The 21,291-nt window shown below is 46.3% G+C and carries 19 protein-coding genes; 8 read left to right on the top strand and 11 right to left on the bottom strand.

Annotated features, from left to right (window positions below):
- The first annotated feature begins 249 nt into the window (after positions 1 to 249).
- The gene (locus tag IQ263_RS07080) at positions 250 to 1,899 is read left to right on the top strand and encodes a family 10 glycosylhydrolase (protein ID WP_194066807.1); all 1,650 of its coding nucleotides are present in this window, start codon (positions 250 to 252) and stop codon (positions 1,897 to 1,899) included.
- 108 nt (positions 1,900 to 2,007) lie between these two features.
- Here IQ263_RS07080 and IQ263_RS07085 read toward each other — a convergent pair whose 3' ends face one another.
- On the bottom strand, positions 2,008 to 2,709 hold the full coding sequence (locus tag IQ263_RS07085) for a Uma2 family endonuclease (protein WP_194066808.1): 702 nt from the start codon (positions 2,707 to 2,709) through the stop codon (positions 2,008 to 2,010).
- Between the two features lie 101 nt (positions 2,710 to 2,810).
- On the opposite strand from IQ263_RS07085, the gene IQ263_RS07090 reads away from it, so the two are divergent.
- The 3 genes from IQ263_RS07090 (at position 2,811) to IQ263_RS07100 (ending at position 5,859) form a co-directional block, all read left to right on the top strand.
- Positions 2,811 to 3,707 carry a polysaccharide deacetylase family protein gene (locus tag IQ263_RS07090; RefSeq protein WP_194066809.1) on the top strand — a complete coding sequence of 299 codons (897 nt, stop codon included), beginning with the start codon at positions 2,811 to 2,813 and terminating at the stop codon, positions 3,705 to 3,707.
- 124 nt (positions 3,708 to 3,831) lie between these two features.
- On the top strand, positions 3,832 to 4,455 hold the full coding sequence (locus IQ263_RS07095) for a restriction endonuclease subunit R (RefSeq protein WP_194066810.1): 624 nt from the start codon (positions 3,832 to 3,834) through the stop codon (positions 4,453 to 4,455).
- Positions 4,456 to 4,587: 132 nt separating this feature from the next.
- The gene (locus IQ263_RS07100) at positions 4,588 to 5,859 is read left to right on the top strand and encodes a bifunctional sterol desaturase/short chain dehydrogenase (protein ID WP_194066811.1); all 1,272 of its coding nucleotides are present in this window, start codon (positions 4,588 to 4,590) and stop codon (positions 5,857 to 5,859) included.
- A gap of 178 nt (positions 5,860 to 6,037) precedes the next feature.
- On the opposite strand, the gene IQ263_RS07105 is transcribed toward IQ263_RS07100, so the two are convergent.
- Positions 6,038 to 6,637, bottom strand: coding sequence for a VOC family protein (locus tag IQ263_RS07105; RefSeq protein ID WP_194009340.1), 600 nt, complete (start codon positions 6,635 to 6,637; stop codon positions 6,038 to 6,040).
- Between the two features lie 120 nt (positions 6,638 to 6,757).
- Here IQ263_RS07105 and IQ263_RS07110 point away from each other — a divergent pair, with 120 nt between their 5' ends.
- The gene (locus IQ263_RS07110) at positions 6,758 to 7,162 is read left to right on the top strand and encodes a gamma-glutamylcyclotransferase family protein (protein ID WP_194066812.1); all 405 of its coding nucleotides are present in this window, start codon (positions 6,758 to 6,760) and stop codon (positions 7,160 to 7,162) included.
- Positions 7,163 to 7,166: 4 nt separating this feature from the next.
- Here the strand turns inward: IQ263_RS07110 and IQ263_RS07115 are convergent, their stop codons facing one another.
- Both IQ263_RS07115 and IQ263_RS07120 read right to left on the bottom strand, forming a co-directional pair.
- Positions 7,167 to 7,901: a response regulator transcription factor gene (locus IQ263_RS07115; RefSeq protein WP_194066813.1), complete on the bottom strand. Its 735-nt coding sequence runs from the start codon at positions 7,899 to 7,901 to the stop codon at positions 7,167 to 7,169.
- A gap of 49 nt (positions 7,902 to 7,950) precedes the next feature.
- Positions 7,951 to 8,559 (bottom strand): ATP-binding protein, encoded by a 609-nt coding sequence (locus tag IQ263_RS07120; protein WP_228049860.1) that lies wholly within the window; start codon positions 8,557 to 8,559, stop codon positions 7,951 to 7,953.
- Positions 8,560 to 8,760: 201 nt separating this feature from the next.
- Here IQ263_RS07120 and IQ263_RS07125 point away from each other — a divergent pair, with 201 nt between their 5' ends.
- Positions 8,761 to 11,205, top strand: a complete 2,445-nt coding sequence (locus IQ263_RS07125; RefSeq protein WP_194066815.1) for an NACHT domain-containing protein — start codon at positions 8,761 to 8,763, stop codon at positions 11,203 to 11,205.
- 220 nt (positions 11,206 to 11,425) lie between these two features.
- Here the strand turns inward: IQ263_RS07125 and IQ263_RS07130 are convergent, their stop codons facing one another.
- The 4 genes from IQ263_RS07130 to IQ263_RS07145 all read right to left on the bottom strand — a co-directional run bounded on the left by IQ263_RS07130 (position 11,426) and on the right by IQ263_RS07145 (position 14,061).
- Positions 11,426 to 12,031: an anti-sigma factor family protein gene (locus tag IQ263_RS07130; protein WP_194066816.1), complete on the bottom strand. Its 606-nt coding sequence runs from the start codon at positions 12,029 to 12,031 to the stop codon at positions 11,426 to 11,428.
- Between the two features lie 341 nt (positions 12,032 to 12,372).
- On the bottom strand, positions 12,373 to 13,032 hold the full coding sequence (locus tag IQ263_RS07135; protein WP_194066823.1) for a sigma-70 family RNA polymerase sigma factor: 660 nt from the start codon (positions 13,030 to 13,032) through the stop codon (positions 12,373 to 12,375).
- A gap of 170 nt (positions 13,033 to 13,202) precedes the next feature.
- Entirely contained in the window at positions 13,203 to 13,694 is a 492-nt protein-coding gene (locus IQ263_RS07140) for a molybdenum cofactor biosynthesis protein MoaE (RefSeq protein WP_194066817.1), read from the bottom strand.
- Between the two features lie 142 nt (positions 13,695 to 13,836).
- Complete coding sequence (locus tag IQ263_RS07145) at positions 13,837 to 14,061, bottom strand: hypothetical protein (RefSeq protein ID WP_194066818.1); 225 nt, start codon at positions 14,059 to 14,061, stop codon at positions 13,837 to 13,839.
- 272 nt (positions 14,062 to 14,333) lie between these two features.
- On the opposite strand from IQ263_RS07145, the gene IQ263_RS07150 reads away from it, so the two are divergent.
- Positions 14,334 to 14,711: an SH3 domain-containing protein gene (locus tag IQ263_RS07150; protein ID WP_194066819.1), complete on the top strand. Its 378-nt coding sequence runs from the start codon at positions 14,334 to 14,336 to the stop codon at positions 14,709 to 14,711.
- Positions 14,712 to 14,830: 119 nt separating this feature from the next.
- On the opposite strand, the gene IQ263_RS07155 is transcribed toward IQ263_RS07150, so the two are convergent.
- Positions 14,831 to 15,811: an aspartate carbamoyltransferase catalytic subunit gene (locus IQ263_RS07155; RefSeq protein ID WP_194066820.1), complete on the bottom strand. Its 981-nt coding sequence runs from the start codon at positions 15,809 to 15,811 to the stop codon at positions 14,831 to 14,833.
- Positions 15,812 to 16,439: 628 nt separating this feature from the next.
- Here IQ263_RS07155 and IQ263_RS07160 point away from each other — a divergent pair.
- On the top strand, positions 16,440 to 16,658 hold the full coding sequence (locus IQ263_RS07160; protein ID WP_006631282.1) for a DUF4327 family protein: 219 nt from the start codon (positions 16,440 to 16,442) through the stop codon (positions 16,656 to 16,658).
- Between the two features lie 207 nt (positions 16,659 to 16,865).
- Here IQ263_RS07160 and IQ263_RS07165 read toward each other — a convergent pair whose 3' ends face one another.
- Together IQ263_RS07165 and IQ263_RS07170 are read right to left on the bottom strand one after the other, a co-directional pair.
- Positions 16,866 to 18,107: a protein kinase domain-containing protein gene (locus IQ263_RS07165; protein ID WP_194066821.1), complete on the bottom strand. Its 1,242-nt coding sequence runs from the start codon at positions 18,105 to 18,107 to the stop codon at positions 16,866 to 16,868.
- A gap of 465 nt (positions 18,108 to 18,572) precedes the next feature.
- Positions 18,573 to 20,858, bottom strand: a complete 2,286-nt coding sequence (locus tag IQ263_RS07170; protein ID WP_228049861.1) for a serine/threonine phosphatase — start codon at positions 20,856 to 20,858, stop codon at positions 18,573 to 18,575.
- Positions 20,859 to 21,291 lie beyond the last annotated feature (433 nt).

Genomic DNA, 21,291 nt, shown 5'->3' on the forward strand with positions numbered 1-21,291 from the left:
ATTTAGCCGTAGGATGCGTCGCGATAGACAACTCGTAAATAAGGATCGACAATCTCACACATTTGTACCTGTGCTTGCAGGGTTGAAGTCAGTCGATTTTTGAGAAATACTATAAGTAGGGTGCTTGTACCCGTTTTTGGGCGGAGTTAACGAGAAAAAAAGTAGAAAATTTGTAGATGTGCGTCGGGGCGATCGCAAATCCGCAGATCGCCAGCCAATTTAAACTAGAAAACCCGATTCAACTATCCCATGAAAATTGCACCAACTCGCCTCGCGAACTTTCAACACCAGCGACGCTTTTTAAGTGCGGTAACTGCTGTTTTAACAAGTAGCTTCATCAGCCAACTTGTGTGGCCATTTATCGAAAATCAACCAGCCTTTGCCGAAACATCAGCCTATTGCCAATTATCCAAAGAAGACGTAAATCAAAAAGAAGACTTGCGCCGCGCCGCCCTGTCAGGAAAATCAGAATCCCAGCAAGCATATTTTGCCGTTTTGAACAAACACGCGCGGGAAATAGCACAATGCCGCCAAAAAACTTGGCCTCAAACCCAAGCAGTTTGGCTGCGTTTGTATCCCTGCGATGTCAGGCCAGGAGAAGTCGATCGAGTATTAGACAACATTGTCAATAAAGGCTACAATGAAGTCTATATCGAAGCATTTTACGACGGTCAAGTGCTGCTTCCAGTAGCAGACAATCCGACTGTTTGGCCTTCGGTTTTGAGAAATCCCGGCTACGAAAAATACGATTTGCTGGAAAAGGCGATCGCCAAAGGCAAACAGCGAGGTTTAAAAGTATACACATGGTTGTTTACCATGAACTTTGGCTATACCTATTCTCAGCGTCCAGACAGACAGCAAAACCTCGCATTAAACGGCCAAAACCAGACAAGTTTAACAATAATTAAAGACGCAACAATTAACGACGACTTCGGAGAAGTTCCGGGTAATCAAGCCTTTATCGACCCCTACAGTCCGCAAGCGAGGCAAGACTATACTTTATTAGTAAATCAAATAGTCAAGCGCCGACCGCAAGGAATGTTATTCGACTACATTCGCTATCTACGGGGCTTCGGGCCTGCTTCAGTTGCTACCAAAGTTCAAGACTTGTGGATTTACGGCCCCGCATCGCAGCAAATGCTTTTACAGCGGGCTAACAATCAGCAAGGGCGAGATTTAATTCAGCGATATTTGACTAAAGGATTTATCAATACTAATGACGTTCAAGCAGTAGTCAAACAATATCCGAATGAGCGAGAACCTCTGTGGCAGGGGCGAATTCCGCAACCTGTACCAGTAGCAACTCCCGCTTCTCGAAGACAGAATACCGCATCAAAAGTAGCTTCACAAACTCCCGCCCCAAAATCGCTAAATGCTGCAACTCCTACACCAAAACCGACACCAAAACCGCCGCTTCCCGACACCGGCATTCTACAAAAAGACCTCTGGCAACTGAGCGTTGCTCACGCAGTCCAAGGAATTTTAGATTTTTTTGGGGTGGCAACTCGGCCTGCTCAAAGCCTGGGAATTCCTGTAGGAGCGGTATTTTTTCCTGATGCCAATAAAAAAATAAATCAAGGGGGATATGATTCGAGATTGCAGCCTTGGGACAGCTTTCCGGCTGCTGTAGAATTCCACGCGATGTCTTACGGAAATTGCGGGAATGTAAGCTGTATTGTGCCGCAGGTGGAGCGGGTAGTGAGTTTAGCGCCTCCGGGAGCAAAAATTATTCCTGCCATTGCCGGAGATTGGGGAAAATCTGTGAAAAATCGGCCGTCTTTGGAGATTCAAATGCAGGCAATTCGTTCGGCAACGCCGCAAATTAATGCGGTGAGTCATTTTTCTTGGGGTTGGCAAGAACCGGAGGATGAAAGGGCACGGCAAACTTGTCGCTTTTAGGGGGATGATATCAAATCTGGGTTGATTACCCGATTGCTCGCTCGGCGGTTGAAACCGCGACTATACAAACGAAGTCTGCCTCCGCAGACTAAGAGATTGAGGGGATATTTAAGCGGGATTTGGAAAGCTGGCTAACTGTTGGACAAATTCTTGATGTGCGTCACTGTTTAATCCGGCTTGAAGAGTGGCGATTGCACTTGGCATATCCCCATCTATAAGTGCTGAGACTGCCAGCCACAACCCCGGAAAAACTCGGCTGCGGATAATTCCTTCAGCATCGGGAAGCAAAGAAATATATTCTTCTTCCTGCAACGAAAACCAATCTATCCGGCGATTCATGACTTGCCAAACGAGATATTCTTTGACTCCATTGCGGCGGTAAACTCGTTTTTTGTCCCGCAGATCGATCGTAGCGGTACTTGCAGAAATTTCGGCAACAAATTCGGGTGCACCTTCAATATAGCCATCATCGCTAAGGCAAGTTTGGCCGCCACATTGAGCATCAATTAGCAGTACAGCATCGGGTTGAGGTTCGTTATCCACATCGAGACGCACGGTGGGATTATCGCCGATCCGAGTATGCGCGGTAAAAGCAACATAGAAGCCAAGACAAGTAATTAGGCGAGCATGGGGTTCGGCGTGGGGTTCAAAGCGTAAGGGTGAAGCCATATAAACAATTCCTTCAATCAATTCTGCTTTTTTGAGTGCGGGCATGGCTGTATAGCGCCGCTCGAATTCTGCGCGGCTAAGCAAATCGCCATTTTCCAGAGGGGGAATCGTGATGCGGCTGAGATTTGCCGGAGCAATCATGGCTTTTCTCCTGTGATGATGCGTTGCTATCTTGAATTTTATCTAATTTTAGACAAAGTTGTAAGCTATCGTTATATCGTTAACAGCAAATAGTACAGTTAATGAATACCAAATTTACTAAAAAATTAGCGATTAAAAGTATTATATTGATTGGAACGATCGCCCTTTTTTCCCTGTTCCCTAAAAACCGACAAACTGGCCATTCAAATTCCCTCGCCCAAATCCCCCCTTTTGACAATTTCCCGCCAAACCTCCTCAAACCGCCAAAACCCCAAATACAGCCTTCTCCCGCCACAACTCCAACTCCGCAACCCGCCGAACAACCTTTAGTATTCGCACCGCCGGCGCAATTTCGCAGCCAGATTGTTTATAAAGCAAGTATCAGCAACTCCAAAGTTATCGCCCTGACATTTGACGATGGGCCAACTGCGGAAACTTTGAAAATATTAGCAGTTTTGCAGAAACATAATGTGGTAGCTACATTTTTTTGTTTGGGTGTAAATTTGCGAGAAAATCCAGAAATTGCGAAGCAAGTCGTAAAAGCGGGAAATGCGATCGGCAATCATACATGGCATCACTTTTATCATAATGTCACTGAGAAAACAGCCTCAAATGAAATCGATTATACAGGCATTCATATTTATCGATCGAGTGGGGCAAAAAGTTTGTTGTTTCGTCCTCCCGGCGGCCGTTTAAATAACGGTTTTGCAGATTATGCCAAAAAGAAAAATTACGTAGTTGTCATGTGGTCGATCGACACTAAAGACTTTTTGCAACCTCCGGCTGCTGCTATAACCCGCACTGTGCTGTCTCAAGCGACATCGGGGGCGATCGTATTGTTGCACGACGGCGGGGGCGATCGCCAGCAAACAGTCGAGGCCGTGTCGGCAATTATTCCCAAACTCAAACAGCAGGGATACCGTTTTGTCACCGTGCCGCAATTGCTGCAAATGCAAGCAGCCCAAAAACAGCCAAATGGCGATCTCAAGCCCAAATAAACAAAAACCTCAACAAAATCAACTCTACCCATCTGCGTTCACCTGCGTTTATCTGCCTTTATCTGCGGTTGCAATGACACTTATGCTAAAATTATTACCAATAATTTAAACTCGATAAATTATAATGCAAAAACTTCAAGCAAGAGATATTAACCTCCGCTATCTAATCGATAACTTCGGCTTGCAGCGAGTTCGTAAAGCTGATTTTTTCCCAGAATGGCAAGAAAACTTGCCGGAAGTAACAGACTCAGAAAAACAATTACTCGATCGCGTTCAAGACATATATTTCAACTTGGTAGACACCCCGCCCGTGTTGGAAAATGCAGTCAAACTCACGATAGTCAGCCCTATTTTGTTTATTGCCGGTCTGTTTGAGTCTCCTTTTCAAGTCAAAGCCGAAAAATCGATCGCGATTCAAGAAGAAGACGAAGGCAGAATCATCGAAGGCAGAATAGATATCCTAATCATGAAAGCAAACTTGTGGGTGACAGTAATTGAATCCAAACAACTTTCGTTTTCAACTGACGCAGCACTCGCACAACTCCTGACATATATGCTGGCAGATCCCGATCCCGAAACTCCTACTTTTGGCATGATTTCCACAGGTGCTAACTTCTCTTTTGTGAAGTTAGTCACAGGGGAACATCCCCACTATGCCCGATCGGCTGAATTTGTTATTTCCAATCCCGGCAATGAATTGTACCGCGTTTTGCAGATTTTAAAACGCCTAAGTCAACTGCCCGACTAGCAATAAAAGCAATTTTAAGCTTTGTTTTAAAACAGACAATATCTAATATCATGTCCGCCGATAACGACCGCGACAGAACCTTTTTTATGACCAGATATGATATAATATCTTAAATTTATAACTTCTGCGAGTATGGTAAATTACTGGATAGTCGGCGCTGTAGCAATAGCTTCTGTGTTTTGGGCAGAAATCATCCGAGACTTTTATCACGTCGCGTCTCATTATGTGCCGCCTTTGCAAAAGCTGCACAATTGGCATCACCGCGTTTTCCGCCCGAATTTGACTGCTGTCAGCGAGACAATTTACAAGCAAGCACACTGGCGTCACGATGTGCCAGAAGCTGCGGCAATGATGGTTTTGGGCTTGTTGCTGTGGGTTTTAGCTTATTTTGTGCTGCCGGCATATCACTGGGGCGCAGCAGCCGGTTGTATTTATACTTTAGGCTTTTTGTTGAGCGCGATCGCCCGCGCGTGTGGAATCAAAGGTGCAGACGAATTAACCGACATCACCCACCAACCGGGAGAATTCCAGACTATCCCCGGCAACTGGTTCGTTAATAAACCTTATCATTGGCGGCACCACTTCGACAATCAAAATGCTTACTATTGCGGTACTTTCACCTTAATAGATAAACTTATGGGTACAGCACTTTCTCTTAAAGGCAAAACTGTAGCCGTCACCGGTGCATCGGGAACTTTAGGGCGTTTGCTTCTCAAACACCTGCACAAAGCTGGTGCAAAAGTTATCGCCCTATCCTCTGGAAATGAGGAAATTACTTTGAATATAGGCGGCGATATTTTGCCTGTAAAAACTGTAATTTGGCACGCTGGCGCAGAGGCAGATTTAGCTCAATTGTTAGAAAAAATTGATATTCTCGTGATCAATCACGGGATTAATGTACAGGCTGAAAGAACCGGAGAGGCGATCGCCAACTCATACGAAATTAACACTTTTTCCGCGTGGCGGCTGATGGAGCTCTTTTTCTTAACAGTCCGAACTAACGAAAACATCGCTTGCAAAGAAGTCTGGATCAATACTTCCGAAGCAGAAGTGATTCCCGCTGTCAGTCCACTGTACGAACTCAGCAAACGCGCCTTGGGAGATTTAGTTACTTTGCGGAGGCTGGACGCGCCCTGCATCGTTCGCAAGCTGATTTTAGGGCCGTTTAAAAGCAACTTAAACCCGATCGGCATTATGTCTCCCGACTGGGTAGCGCAGCAAATTGTCAAACAAGCTAAAGCCGATGTCCGCAATATCATTGTCACCATCAATCCTTTAACTTTGATCGTTTTCCCAGTTAAAGAATTTTTTGTTTCTTTGTATTTCCAAATCTTCAGCCGCAAGGCGATTCCAGAGATTAAAGCAGCCTCGGAAAAATCCAGCGTTGAAGCCAAGATTAATTGAGAAACTAGAAATCCTGAATACCGGGCGGTTGGAAACCGCGGCTACACAGACAAAACCCGCCGACGCGGGTTAAAGACAGGCAGTTAAAATTACGTTATTTTCTTCAGTCCGCGGAGGCGGACATCGTTTGTATAGCTGCGGTTTCAACCGCCGACTCTCTTTCTGAGAAAGGCTATATCTAATTACTAACCTCGGCCATTTCAATCACGCGGCCGTCATAATCCTTGACCAAAAAATTCAGCGGCTTTTCCCGGCGAATTTTATAACTAATGCCGCGAGTTTGTACCCTCATCAATAGCTGATCCAAACAATCGCGATCGAAACAAACATGACGTTCGCGATTTTTTTCCCCTACACTGGCGCCACTAATGATGTGCAGTTGAGTATTTTTCATCAACTGATACCACAAACCTTCGGGACTCCCCATCGTTTGAGAGCTCGTTCCCCTGCCGACATTCGGCGACAAATACAGGGGGTCGATACCCGTGGTTCCCAAGGTTTGCTCGTAATTGTAGTAGTAATGCAGCGGCACTTCTGCTACGGGCAGGTTTAGCATACCTTCATAAAACTCTCTGGCTTGTCCGAGATCCGATACCATCACCGTGTGTACCTTCGGAGCACTGGTGAGAAACATCCACATCGCCCCCGCATAGGCCGCCAGCAGCATCACCATAATCCCTTGAGTCGAAAACAAGCTGTCGAGGGGCAGGTCTGGCAAAAAAGAGCTCACGTACAAGGGCTGAAGTCCAAAAGCAATAAAACTAACTGTTAGAGTCATGAATTATAAGAGAGGGTAAACAACGAAATTTATCAAGATTGCCGTCGCGATCGCCCGCGAGACTTAAACTATTAGCTTAGCCATCTATCTTAGCAAAAACTAGCGGTTAGGCCCTACCCGATGAAAGTCTTTGTCTACGGCACACTCAAACCCGGGGAGTGCAACTACCGGCGCTACTGCGAGGGAAAGGTTGTGGATGCTTGTCCGGCGATCGCCCGCGGTCAACTTTTTGCGCTGCCGATCGGCTATCCTGCGATGATGACCGGAGACGGCACAGTCTGCGGTTTTCTCCTCTGTTTCGCAAACTCGGCTATTTTGGACGATTTAGACCGATTGGAAGACTATCATCCGCTGCGGGAACCGACACAAAACGAATATCAGCGGCAGGAAATCGAAATCTTCGATCGACAATTCAAACCTCTAGGCACGGCTTGGGCTTACTTCATGTTACCCGATCGCGTTCGTTCCCTAGGAGGCATCTGGCTGCCCGATGGGACGTGGGAAAATAGGTTTTTCACAAAATAAGGCGTTAATGCCGATGAGCTGAGGAAATTGCCATTGCCGCGGGCGAGGGCGGCTCGAACCTGTAACCGTAACCCCGAACCGTTTTAATCAACTGCGACCCAGTAGCATCAATGTGAATCATTTTCTTGCGAATCTGGCCGATATGTACGCTAACAACTTTCTCTTCTTCTGTGTTGCTGCAGTTCCAACCCCAGATTTTTTCAATTAGCTGTTGGCGACTCCAAGATTTACCGGGATGACTTGCCAAAAAATACAATATCTTAAATTCCAAGGCTGTTAATTTGATAATTTTGTCGTTTAGTGTTGCTTCTCGGCGCACTGAATCGATCGCGAATCGATCGAATACAATACGTGATGGAGTGACAATCCTCATGCGTCTCAACACAACTTGGATCCGCATTGCTAATTCCTGAAGACCAAATGGTTTGCAGATATAGTCATCAGCACCCGCAGACAGGACTTTAATTTTATCAGCTTCGTCTGTGCGGCTGCTTAGCATGACCACAAAAACATTAGTACGGCGCTGCATTTCCTGGCAAAGATGATAGCCTGTAGTATCCGGCAAATTCCAATCTAGAACTACTAGCATTGGCTTAAATTCCTCAAACAATGCTAAAGCAGTCTCGCCATCTGCTGCCGAATCTACTTGATATTTCTGATTTAAAAAACGATGAACTAGATTGCGAATTGGTGGGTCATCATCCACAACGAGAATCTTGAGAGCAGTATTAGTAGTCATCACCAAAAAAAATATTTTTCTTATTACTTAAAAGTTGATAAGTACAGATTTAGTCAAGCATACATCCCAGCTCGCTCCAAATAACAGGCAATTCTTCAAGCAACTTAGCTTGGATGTCAAAAGGCTCTCCCCTATCCCAAATTTTGACTTCTAGACGTTCGTTAAATACGGTGATTTCAAGGTCGATCGGAGTTTGAAAGGGCAGATTTTTGTGAGCATGGCGAACAGCATTTGTAAATCCTTCTATCGTAGCAAGTTTGCACTGCTGCAAAACTGCTTCGGGAATGGGTAGATCCTCTAACTGCTCGACCCACCATAAAACTTTTTTAACACTATTGAGGTCAGTGTTTAGTTGAAGGCAAATTATTTTAGTCGGCTGATTATAACTCCGATAAAAGTGGCGATTTTGTCCTTGTTTAAATCCAAAATTAAAACTGCTGAAAAAATTAACTGCCCGCTTCAAATAACCAGCTTGATTCGTCTGCTGGGGTGGTATTGTGACGGGATGAAAATTTTTCACAATTAACAGACAGTTGCGACGCTCGGAAGTGCGTGCATAGCTTAGCTCGTCGGCAATTTTGTTAATAAGTTTTATGCCAATTCCACGGGAGGGGATTTCATTAATATTATTTCTCATGTTGCTATCCTTTCTCATCATTTAATAGGTGATTTTTAGAGACACAAGAGAGTTGCATTCTGAAGGATTAATTTTGCATGATTTATGCCTGACTTGTCTCCTATGCCGTGCAGTTGTTGTCCTTATCATTTTCTCTTGGTTGCTGGGGTATTGACAATCTCAGTTTGCGATCGCTAAACTGATCTAAAATTGACATTGACAAATACAAAAGTAAATTATATAATGACGACCCTCAAAGCCTCTGACGAGGGATTAGTAAAAATTAGGCAAGCTAGAAGAGAAAGGGGATCGACGATAGAAGACCCCAGATGGTTAGTAGAAGCTAGTCAAATATTAGAACCCGATCGCGCTTGGACAGAGGCCGGGCCCTATGCTGATGGCATCTCGCTGCCAACTTGGAGGCGTTTTTTAGCAGGAAGAGAACCAATTAAAGCCCATGCTTTTAGGGCTTTCTGCACGGTTTTGCAGTTGGATTGGGAAGAAATTGTCGATCGTCCTCCTTTAGTCTCCCCTTACCAAGGGGGGGTTAGAGATTTTTGCCAACAGCCTATTGATTCAGTAGTGGAAGAGATACGGCAAAAATGCCACAGCAAAATCCAACAGCTTTACAGCAAAATGCAACTGTTGGATATTGCACAGCCCGTTGATGTCAGCACACTTTACGTTGAAGTCAACATTTTGGAGGAAATTACCAGTTGGCAGCCGGGAGAAATTCGTGATTTATTGAGAGACTTCAACCCAGATGCGGATAATTTTAATCGCTTGGGATTGGGTAAAGTACGCCAGAAACGAGTCCCTGGATTGGATGCGGTGAAATCTCACTCTAAACTGATGGTACTCGGCAAACCTGGTTCGGGTAAAACTACTTTTTTGAAACACATTGCCATTCAGTGCGATCGGGCAAAATTTGAAGCAAACAAAATAGCGATTTTTATCCCTCTCAAAACCTTTGCTGAAATCCCTAATCTTGATTTATTAGAATATATCAGCGACGAATTTGCCAGTTGCGGAGTTGAGGGGCGATCGCAAACTGAATTCGCACTCAGTCAAGGTAGAGGTTTGATTTTATTGGACGGCTTAGATGAAGTGCCAGAATCAAATAGCGATGCAGTCGTCAGACAGATTCGTCAGTTTGTCCAAAAGTATTACAACAATCAGTTTATTATTACCTGTAGAATTGCTGCGTCTAAGTACAGATTTCACGACGAAGCCTTTACTTGTGTTGAGGTAGCCGATTTTAATAACGAGCAAATCGCGGCTTTTGCTAGCAATTGGTATGTGGCATTTTTCCAAAATATGGAAGCAGGTAAAGCTTTAGCATCTCAATTTGTAGAGAAGCTGAAAATGCAACAAAATCAGCAAATCCGAGAACTGGCAGTAACGCCTATCTTGTTGAATTTGATTTGTTTAGTATTCCAAACCAAAGCAAATTTTCCATCCAACCGAGCCAAGTTGTATGAAGAAGCGCTCGAAATCATGCTCAAAAAATGGGATGAAACAAGAGGCATTCAACGAGATGAAGTTTATCGCAATTTGAATTTGTGCCGCAAGAAACATTTACTTGCTTTTGTGGCAGCTATTACTTTCGAGCGGGGGGATTATTTTTTTGATAAAAACACAGTTCAGCAATTGATTGCCGAATATCTAGCTAATTTGCCCGATGCCACAACTAACCGCGTTCAGTTGGAGAGCGATAGTGAGGTTGTGCTGAAGGCGATCGAGGCACAACATGGATTATTAGTGGAAAGGGCAAGAGGGATTTATTCGTTTTCTCATCTAACATTCCAAGAGTATTTTACTGCTACAGAAATTGTTACCAATTCCGCTCCACAAGCTTTGGAAAAACTGGTCAGCCACCTAACCGAGAAGCGTTGGCGAGAAGTCTTTTTTTTAGCTGTTGGGATGTTGCAAAAAGCTGATAATTTTTTACTGTTAATGAAACAGCAAGTTGATGGGCTGGTCGCTGAGGATGAACGGTTACAGCAGTTCCTAGTGTGGGTAAACAAAAAATCCATTTCTGTTAATTTTCCCTACAAAATTCTCGCAGTGAGAGCATTTTACTTTACTCTTGAATATCCTTTCCTTGACCGTGGCTTTGCCCTTTCTCTTGACCCTTACCTAAAAAAAGTTGTGGAACAAACTTTTGAACTGGCTCTTAACCTTGGACTTCAATGTTATATTGACCTTGCCCTGAACACGGTTGTTAAGGATGCCCTTGAGCCTACTCTTGGTTACATCAACAGCCTTACCGTTGAACGTACCCTCGTCCCCATCCTTGACCTTGTTCTTGATTGCGATCTTGTGCCGGCCCTTAAGCCTGAACAAAGGCGAGGGATACAAGAACTTCTGGAACAACTGCCAGATCCAAAAAGTGACAAAGAGATATTTGAAAAATGGTGGCAAGGTAACGGTCTTGCTTGGAGTAAGTTATTAAGGCAAATGATGATTTTGTATCGCGATCTGGGTCACGATTGGCAGTTCAGCGAACAGCAAAAGTCATTGCTGAAAAATTATTACGATGCTAATAAATTGCTGGTAGATTGCCTCAATAGCGGTTGTAATGTATCTCCTGCTGTGCGGCAGGAAATTGAGGAGACAATGCTGTTGCCGATCGCCCATATCGAAAAAACACGTCAAAAGTGCGATCCTCTTCGAGGGCTGCGCTAACGCGCTTAATTGCCAAACTTGCCAACAATCTTAAGATTAATCTGCGCTGCATCTGTCTCAATCTGCGGTTTCCCTATCAATCAAAAATTTAGGTCATTAGCCAATCAAAACCCAGAGATTTTCAAGGGATAAATCCACTTTAAAAAACCTCGAAAAACAGCAAAAAGCCCCCATTTTTTAGGGAGCTTAATAACTTTCATTATTGCTCAACAAATCAATCCTACTGAACCTTTGGCAATGACTTGTGAGGGCTTCCTACATCAACTTTCGGAATATCCATCACCGGCGCATTCACCCCAAGCATCAAATCGTTGGGATTAACAATCTCCATTACCGGCTCGTTCAAAGCCACAATCAAACCGTCAGATTCAGCAGGAACAGGCGATGTCGCCAACTGAGGAGCAAACAATTGGCGGCCGCCAGCGACACCAGACACCGCCGCAATTAACAAAGCTGCGATCGCACCTCCACCCAAAACCCAATTTCGTTTCGTCTTGCGTTCAACCCGTTGCAAAACCTTCGCCGCCAAATCCTGTGCTGATTGTTCTGCAGCCGGCACCGGCATTGAGCTAAAACTTCGCTGCATACTCAAAAGTCGCGAGTACAAACGCTTCGTCGCGGGGTCATTTGTCAGCAATTCTTCAACTTCTCGGCGTTCTGTCGCCGTCACTTCGCCGTCAAGGTAGGCACTCAGCAATTCAAAGCGATCGCGCATCATAGTAGTTACATTGCCCTGGGAATAATTGTTGTTAGATGGAGTTTCACCGAGTGAATCCCCCATCGGTTGCTGATTCTGATTTTTTGCTGATTCAAAGTTATGATTCATATTTCACACCGCTCGATAAAATTGGGAGAAGTACGCCATCGATCTTAAAATGATTTACTTTTTATTTACACGATCAAATAGAAGCTTTGACGTTACAATAAACTTCATCAAATCTTCTTCACCTCGCCCAAAAACCGATACAATCTCCTGACTTTTGTTATGCAGATATCCTAACTTTAGACTTTTGTGCGCTCTCCTTTGATTCACCCACGGGCAAGTAAATCTCAAATCTCAAACTTGTAGGACGAAATCTCAAATCTCAAACTTGTACGCTGGCGACTTGTGTTGAGCGTAGCCGAAGCAAGCCGAAGTATGTACAATCTCAAATCGACTGAATTTTACTAATGACCGTCGAGATATTTTTGCAATTGCAATTGCAATCTTTGGCGAGCTCTAGCAATTCTCGACTTGACCGTTCCCAAAGAAACTCCGGTTATTTCCGCTATTTCCTCATAGGCTAAACCTTCAATTTCTCTCAAAACAATTGTCGTGCGGAAAACTTCCGGCAAATCGGCGATCGCCGATCGCAACTCGTCATAAAATTCTCTAGTCGTCAAATCATCATCAGGCCCCGGACTGTCCGCCGGAATTTCCCAATCAATCTCCCCATCTTCCAGAGCCCTGGGTACGTCCAGGGACAGAGGAGTTCGCACGCGCTTGCGCTTTCGCAACTCATCGTAAAACAAATTAGTGGCGATGCGACTCAGCCAGCCCCGAAATTTAACAGGCTCTTGCAAGCGGTTAATATTGCGGTAGACACGAATCCAGACTTCCTGAGCCAAGTCGGCTCGGTCTTGCCAATCGGGGGCCAAGTGATAGAGAACCCTGTCTACGTGGGACTGATACCGCTTCAACAGTTCTGAAAAAGCTGTGCTCTCAGGTCGGCTTCCTTCCTGACATCGCAACACCAAGTCATAATTAGAGAGTTTTTCGGCTGGCAATTGCACTCTTTGAACGGTCGCCACAACCGCAGACCAGGACAGGGAAATAAAGTCGCTCATGGGTGGAATTGGCTCATCGAACATTCCACAGTTGTTGACGCTGGCCGATCGTCACAAGTTCCCAAACAGGGGAAGAGATGGAGACAGGGGCATGGGACACGATCCCGAAAAGCCTTGATAACAAACAACCAATAACCAATAACCAATGACTAATGACTGATGACTGATGACTAATGACCGACAACTTCGCACGCTCCAATACTAACCCAACTGCTAGAACCGTCGGCCCAATGTTCCTTTTTCCAAATCGGTACGTTGTGTTTGAGCGTATCTATGGCGTACTGACAAGCTGCAAACGCCGAGTCGCGGTGGGGACACCCCACAGCTACCAATACGCTGATTTCCCCCACCTGCAAGTGTCCGACGCGGTGGTGAATGACGACCCGATTGACATCGGCCCACTGACGGCGGATTTCCGTAGCGATTTGCTGGAATACTCTCACGGCCATTGGTTCGTAGGCTTGATATTCTAGGGAAAGTACAGCTTGACCGTCAGTTTGGTTGCGGACTGTACCGCTCATCATTACCACGGCTCCGTTGGCGGGGTCATCTGCCAAAGTGTATATTTCTTTTACAGATAACGGCGCTATGGTAATGGCGAAGCTGTCTGATTCATGACATTGAGGTATTGTGCCGATCGCAAGTGCAGAAAGAGAGTTCATTGCCAAAGAGGTGATGCTGGAGAACTCGATCGATCTTGACACAAATCCAGTCGCGATCGATTAATCTTGGATCGTGTCACGCATACATAAAAATCAATTTTTAGCAATATAGTTGTGAAGCCTAGCTATCTATCTTCGGGAATCAGCCCGAATAGTTGTAGCAGTGCGATCGGCTCAAATATAACTCACCAGAATCAAATTCCGACAGTGGTGAAGAGCGAGGAGCCTGTTTGCGCGATCGCCCATAGCTATCGATCGGCAATCGCAAATCAATCAGCAAGCACAGCAAAATAAGTCCTATTATGCCAGAGTCGCGGCAAGGAATTTCACAACCCAAGCGATGATTGCGTTCGCTTTTTGATGACACAGTTAACTTTCATTCGGCGCTCATACCGAGCCACCCCGTCCAAATTTTTAGGAAAAAATGTAAACTTTATTTATTTTTTGTTCCCGAAAGCTGGTTAAATGACATGATGTACTTGTGCAGATTTCAGGCCAAGCAAGCGAATACTCGGCAAAGCAAGACTGTAACGCCCTTTTGTACCTTTTTTTACCCACAAATTAATGGTTTGGGCTGTTAATCTAACGTTTTGACCTGAGTCTGCATCAACAACTGTTAACAATAATCATGAGGAAACTATGGAAGCACTAGCATTGAATCATTCTTTTGTTGCTTATGAATCTCCAGAGTCCGAACTCCAACTGGAACTGAAAGTTCCTACTTCTGCATTGGTAGGCGTTGCAGGTATGGCAGTAGCCTTATCTGTTATGGGAGTCGCTGGCGAAGCGCAGGCCGGTTGCTACAAACAACGCTGCGGCGGCGGTCATGGCTATAACCGCTACGGCGAAGTTGCCACCAACGGCGGTCGCCTAAATATCCGCCACCGCCCCAATGGCTGCGCTCGTGTCATCGGCAAGCTATACAATGGAGATAACGTGGCATTGACAGGTCGTTACAGACACGGCTGGGCCCAACTCAAAGGCGGCGGCTGGGTTTCTACTGCCTGGATCAACTAATTCTTAACTAGATAAATTTACATTTTCTAGAAAGAGTTTTAATCGTTACCCGGGCTGACCGGGTAACGATTATATTTTAAAGAGGCGATCGCTCCTGAGAATCACTAACAGCCCACAAGCTAAACTTTACCGCCGCCGATCAGATACAGTAAAGCCATCCGCACCGCTACGCCACTGGTAACTTGCTGAGAAATCAGACTAAATTGGGGATCGTCCATCAAATCCGAGCTAATTTCCACACCGCGGTTAACCGGGCCTGGGTGCAAAACCTTCACATCCGGCTTGCAGAGTTTGAGCCGATCGCGCGTCACCCCATACAAAGAATGATACTCTCGTAAACTCGGCAGCAAATGCTGGCTCATCCGTTCCTTTTGCAGCCGCAAAGTCATCACAAAATCAGCATCAGCCAAAGCAGGTTCAAGCTGCCAGTGCAAAAATAACTTACCTGGACGAACATCACCGCACTCAGCAAACAACAGCGGCAGCAAAGTCGGCGGCCCGGCCAAATGAACCTCAGCCCCAGAAGCCGTAAGACTCCAAATATTCGACCTCGCCACCCGCGAATGCAAGATATCCCCCACCACAGAAATTTTTTTGCCCGCTAAAAGTTCCAGCCGCGGGCCTTCGCTATCTAACAGAGAACAGATAGTAAATAAATCTAGCAAACCTTGGGACGGGTGTTCGTGCTGGCCGTCTCCGGCATTGAGAACGCTGACTCTCGAACCCAACCGATCCATTTCCGAAGCAATTGTGCTCGGAACTCCAGCTTGTTCGTGGCGGACTACCATCAAATCCGTTCCCATCGCCAGATAAGTCTTAGCTGTATCCAGAATAGTCTCCCCCTTGGTCAGAGAAGAACTGCCAGGGGTAAAATTCAGCGTATCCGCCGACAGCCGCTTCGCCGCCAATTCAAAACTGTTGCGAGTCCGGGTGGAGGGTTCAAAAAACAAATTCGCGACCACTTGACCCTGCAGGGCCGGCACTTTCTTCGTGCGGCGGCCGAGCACCTCGCGAAAACTGGCCGCAGTTTGCAGCACCGTGTCGTATTCGTCGGAGGTAAAGTCAGCTAGAGTGAGAATGTGTCGCCTTGTCCAAGTCATGCAATTTTAGATTTTAGATTTTAGATTTTAGATTTAGTGCATTAGGACTATGGGTTGGGAACTTGCTGGCACGCGTCGGGCGGCCTAGAATGTTCTACCGACAGTCGCGCGGATTCCGCTCAACATTATCTAACCATTTTTGACCACCTTTGCCGTCATTAGAGCTATAATTAGTTTATGCAGTTGAGTCCCAACTCTGGCAGCTTTCACTAGCGCCGAAGTTGAAACGAATGCTTGACTCGCCCGAAAGTGGAAATTAGACTGTAGCAGCGAAAGAGTAATTTCAGTCGATCGCCAACTCAGCCTTGTCAAAAATAAGCCGAACGCAGCCTTTGCAGCATATGCTATGATATGTGGAAACAATCGAGGCGGCAAACTTCCCACGGCCGCTCGACAGCATATAGCGCGACTTTTTAAAGATGATTAATTCTTTGAAGTCAATCTTGACTCTTCAGTCTTGCTTATAGGGCCTTGTCAAAACGAACTGTGTTAAGATACAAGTTGAATATGTAGCTTCCCGAAAAAAATCTACACGTATCTTGGCTAGACGGTTCTTGGCGAAACTGCGATAAAGAGTGTGCGCTGGGAAGTGGTAATTACACAAGATTTAAACAATTCAAGAGGTATTATGAGCCAGCAGGTTATACAGCCGATGGTTAAGTTCCAGCGTCAGGTGCATTCTCTCGTCACGTCTGACATTATCAAGCCGACAGACAGTATTTGGAAAATAGCTTTGCTTTATGGGGACGAATGGCCTTACTGGAAACAGCAACTCCTAGAGTTTGATTTTTCTATGCAAGACCCCGTTAGCGAGTTGATCGCTGTAGAAGCTTGGGACGAGGAATAACAGCCCAGACGGAGGGCTTTGGTATCTGGGAGAAATTAACAGGCGATCGGGTAAATTTATCAATAAATTTGCCGCTTCTAACTTCTTCCTGATGACGTTGGACGTTGGGCGTTGGACGTTCGATCGATCGTTCTATCGCTCACGACATAGCACTAAGGACTGATGACTAATGACTAATGACTAATGACTAATGACTAATGACTTCTCTTAAAGGCAAGCTGCTAAAGCTCTAGCTAATTGTTTAGCGGTTTGAAAACGATCGCCCGGTTTAGTTGCTGTGGTTCGCAAAATGGTCTCGCGCAACGAACGTGCGATCGTCGGAATATTTTCCAGCTTAAACCCGTAACCTTGAGTTATTTTGCCATAAAACTTTTGAGGGCTTTCGCCCGTCAGCAAAAAAATTAAAGTAGGCCCGATCGCATATAAATCAGACTGAGGGAGAGGTTGTCCCCGGTCTTGTTCCGGTGCGGTGTAGCCTTCAACGCCGATGCGAGTGCCCGGTGGAGTGCCGATTTCTTTAACCGCACCAAAATCCAGCACTGTAATGCCATTGTCGCGGTGGCGTACCAGCAAATTAGCAGGTTTAATATCCCGGTGGACGATCGGGGGTTTTTGAGAGTGAATGTAATCCAAAATTTCACAGGTTTGGATCATCCACTCGATCGCCTGTTTGGGAGCAACAGGGCCGCGGTTGTAGATGCGTTTTTCTAAATCCTCGCCGTGAAGCATTTCCATTACTAAATATTTTTTCCCCCCTTCGACAAAAAAGTCAAAAAACTGAGGAATTCCCGGATGGTGGAGGGCCTTGAGAGTTTTAGCTTCACGTTCAAACAGTTCTTGAGCTTTACCTATTTGAGCCATATCAGCATTCATTTCTTTGAGGACTACCAAAGAAGCTGCGGGAGAACTTCCGGGTTTTTGAGCTTTGGCTTTCTCTCGATCCCAAGCTAAAGTCGTTGTCCCCATACCGCCTTGGCCCAAGGTTCGCAGCACTTGGTAGTGACGGATAGTGCGATCGACTTTAATCGGTTCGCCACAGTGGATGCAGAATAAATTCCCCGGCGGGTTTCCCGCGTGGGTACACCTCGGGGTGGCAGTATGGGCGGTAGGGATCGCCTCAATTTTGCCGCCGAATTCAATCGTGACAGCTTGGAAATGCAGAGTTGGGCCGCCCCGCGCCAACTGGATCAGCACACCGTCGGAGATCCAACCCTGAGACATCAGAATACCGTTAACAAAAGTGCCATTTGTTCCCGAATTGACTAAGTACCACTGACTGTCGGTGCCGCTTTTAACTCTTTGCAATTCCAGGTGTTCGCGCGACACAAGAGCATTGGGGATCACAACGTGATTTTCAGGAGAGCGGCCGATGCGGACAATGGACTCGCTCTCGAAACTCCACTGTTGCAGGGGGGTCTGTTTTTCTGGATCTAAAAGAGTCAGCAGCATTTTCGATTCATAGGATTAATTCTGCCCGGTAAGATTTAGATAAGGTGGACAAGACTGACATCAAGGACACATTTGAAACTTATTTTATTTCCTGCTTCTGTTTCGGGAGTCGGTTGCTTCCAGTCTACAGGCACGAATTCAGAACGGCGTATCCTTACTAACCGATAATAATGGAAATGAGAGATCGAATAATCGCTGCGTTTTCCCAATCGAGCAAAAGATTGTCAGACTCACAATCAAAAACTCGTTTTTTTAGCAGCATTGGTTGCCGATGACCGGAAGCACAACAAGTTTTTGATCGTAGATAGATTAAGCATTCACTTAATTAAATCGGAATTCAGGTAAGAGGACAGAAAGTCAAGCCTTGCCCGGAAAAAGCCGTTGCTGTTCCAGATAGCCCAACAATTACAGTTTTAACCTAGCGGACGAGGGCGCTGCTTTGGAACAGTGGACAGCATCCAAAATCTAAAAGCGAAATGCGCCTACCTGGGCGCGAATGATAATTGCCGTGAGGTTGTCGTGACCGTTGCATTTGTTGCCTAATTCAATCAACTCGGCAACTCCGCGATCCAGATTAGTCTGGGGATTCAACAGGGGTTCGAGAGTGCTTGACCAATTAGTTTCGAGCAAATCATTATCTGTCAGGCCGTCGGAGGCCAAAATCAATAAAGTATCTTCGCACAAGTCTAAAAACTGCACGTCAGGCTTGAGAAAATTACCGTCTCGCGGGCCGAGGGCTTGAGTTAGTTGATAGGCGTCGGGACGGGAATAAGCAGTTTCCGGGTCAATCCCGCGCTTAATTTCGCGCTGTCCGACTTCGTGGTCTGAGGTAATTTTTTCTAGGGGCTGGCCTTTTCTGAGTCGGTAGAGGCGGCTGTCACCGACGTGGGCCACGGCGAATTTGGTGTCTTGAACTAAGACTGCGACTAAAGTTGTACCCATGCGGGCGCTGCCGGAGCGTTTGTCGTTTTGATTGATTTCAAAGATGGCTTTGTTGGCGAGGATCACTCCTTCGCGGATGGTGTCGGCCTGGGGGAGTTGATTTTCCCAACAGTTTTGAAAGAAGTCTCTGAGGGTTTCAGCGGCTAGTTGACTTGCTACTTCTCCGCTGTCGTGTCCGCCCATCCCGTCGCAGAGAATGTAAAGCCCTTTGGTTTGAAAGATGCGACCGAAGCAGGTTTCGAGTTTGTCTATCTGAGTCCAGATGCTGAAGAAGTCTTCGTTGTGGTCGCGGGTGCGGCCGACATCGGTGAGGCCTGCGTCTTCTAAGCTGTACATCTGGACTGGCATGGGCTGGGTTAAGACTTCGCCAGCGTCGGGGGGCGAGTTGTCGGGGATGCTATTTTGGAAACGGGTGGGGGTTAGGGTTAAGGTTGCTGCTGGTGGGGTTTGGAGTTCGAGGGGAACGGTTTCTAGGCGCGATCGCAATTCTTCGATGGTGTCAATCTCGCCTCGGTACATTTGTTGCAGCAGTTCCAGCAATGCGCCAAACTGAGTGCGAGCGGACTGGTTAAATATCGTCTCCCACAGTTGCCCCAAATCTATTAGTTGCAGGTTTGAGCCGGCGGGTTCGGGATAGAGGTATTGCATCCGCAAAGAGGCAAAGGAAAAGGAAGTGTCGGGGTTGACTCGCAAATTTGTCAGTTCCAGCAAGCTTTGCCGGCAGCGCCAGGGTTCTAGGGCTGCCCACAGTTCTGTCATTTCGTGCAGCCAGTACACAATTTGCTGGGTGGATGTTTCCGGCTGACTCCACCGTTCTACCAGCAGCGGCCATTGGGAGCAGTTTTCTAGCAGCAGCACTGCCTGTTTGTTGTCTGACCAGCTATCGTGAATGACTGGCAGGTTGTGAGAGAATTGCCAGCGGAGTGCTAGATAAGGTTCGGCTATGCCTTGGCAAAGCTCTGCTAAGGCGGAATTGGTCGAATTTTCTCCGTCTTTGATTGCTTTGTAGGGAGAAGTTCGTTTGGCGACGCTGGCAGAGTTGGCTGCTAGCATTGCTTTGAGCGGTGACATTTGCAGCGGCTGAGTGTCTAATACTTTTACTGCTACTGTGTCTGAGGGTTTTCTCGCCGGCAGGGTTTCTAGGAGTTGGTAACGCTGCTGGCTGTCTAGATAATCTCCCGCAGGCTGGGAAGAAATTAAATATTCGGAATTAGGGACGGGGATTTCTGGGGGTTGGGGAGATGCGACCTCGGGACTCTCTGTTGTTTGTGGGCTCGGAGCGGGCTGTGATGCTGCGATGAAATTGCTTTCAGATGGGGTTATTTCGCGCTCTGGTGCTGTTATAGAGCTTTTTTGGTCTGTTTGCCAGGATGCGGGGACGATCGCCTCCACGATGTTTTCTGGGTCAATATTTTCTGGGCTGCTGAATTCGGCGGCATCGGGCTGCGGAGAATTTGGTGCGGCGGCTGTTGCTGCGTCGGCGGTAATTTCTGTTTTAATCGGGTTGGCGATCGGTTCGGGAGAGTTTTGGGCTGATGCGGTTTCTAGAAGGTTGTCGGTTTTTTGGGCAAATTCGGCTGGGGGTATGGTTGACTGGTCTGGCGGGACTGCTAGAAATTTCGACGGACTGCAGATAATTGCCCGCCACACTTGACCTGTTGCGGTGCCGCAATTTTGACATAATGCGGCGCTAACAGCGACTTGGGCTCCGCATTCATGGCAAGGTTTGTAAATTAGGGAATTTCCGCATTGTTGACAAAACTTGTTTAGATTGGGATTTTCAAATTGGCAGCGGGGACAGAGGATCATAGGGCTTTTAAATTGGAGATGTGCGATCGACTCAAAGCGGTGGGGAGTTTTTGGTTTTGGGCTGTGAGTTATCACTTTTGAGTTTTTGGGCGTGACTCGCAACGGATAACTCCCATTGTCCTATGCCTTATTTTACCGGCATCAATTGAGAACTAAGATATTTCTTAGAACTGAGTTGTTGTACCGGCATCAGGAATCGGTCTGTCAAGGGATCTCCACAACAAAGTTTTTCGCTTCACAACCTTTGGGGCCCCGCGCCACCAGCGCAAGCGTGAACTCATAGCTGGAAAAAGCCCGAAGCCCCTGCTGACGGGGTGACAACCCCGTTAAAACCCATAGCTAACAAAGGTTTGACCGATTTATGGTAAAAAAAGATGGGGTCAATATCGTTAAACAACCCCATCTATAGAAAATGTTACCTCCATTTTACCAA

The sequence above is a fragment of the Tychonema sp. LEGE 06208 genome (assembly GCF_015207505.1).
GTDB lineage: Bacteria > Cyanobacteriota > Cyanobacteriia > Cyanobacteriales > Microcoleaceae > Microcoleus.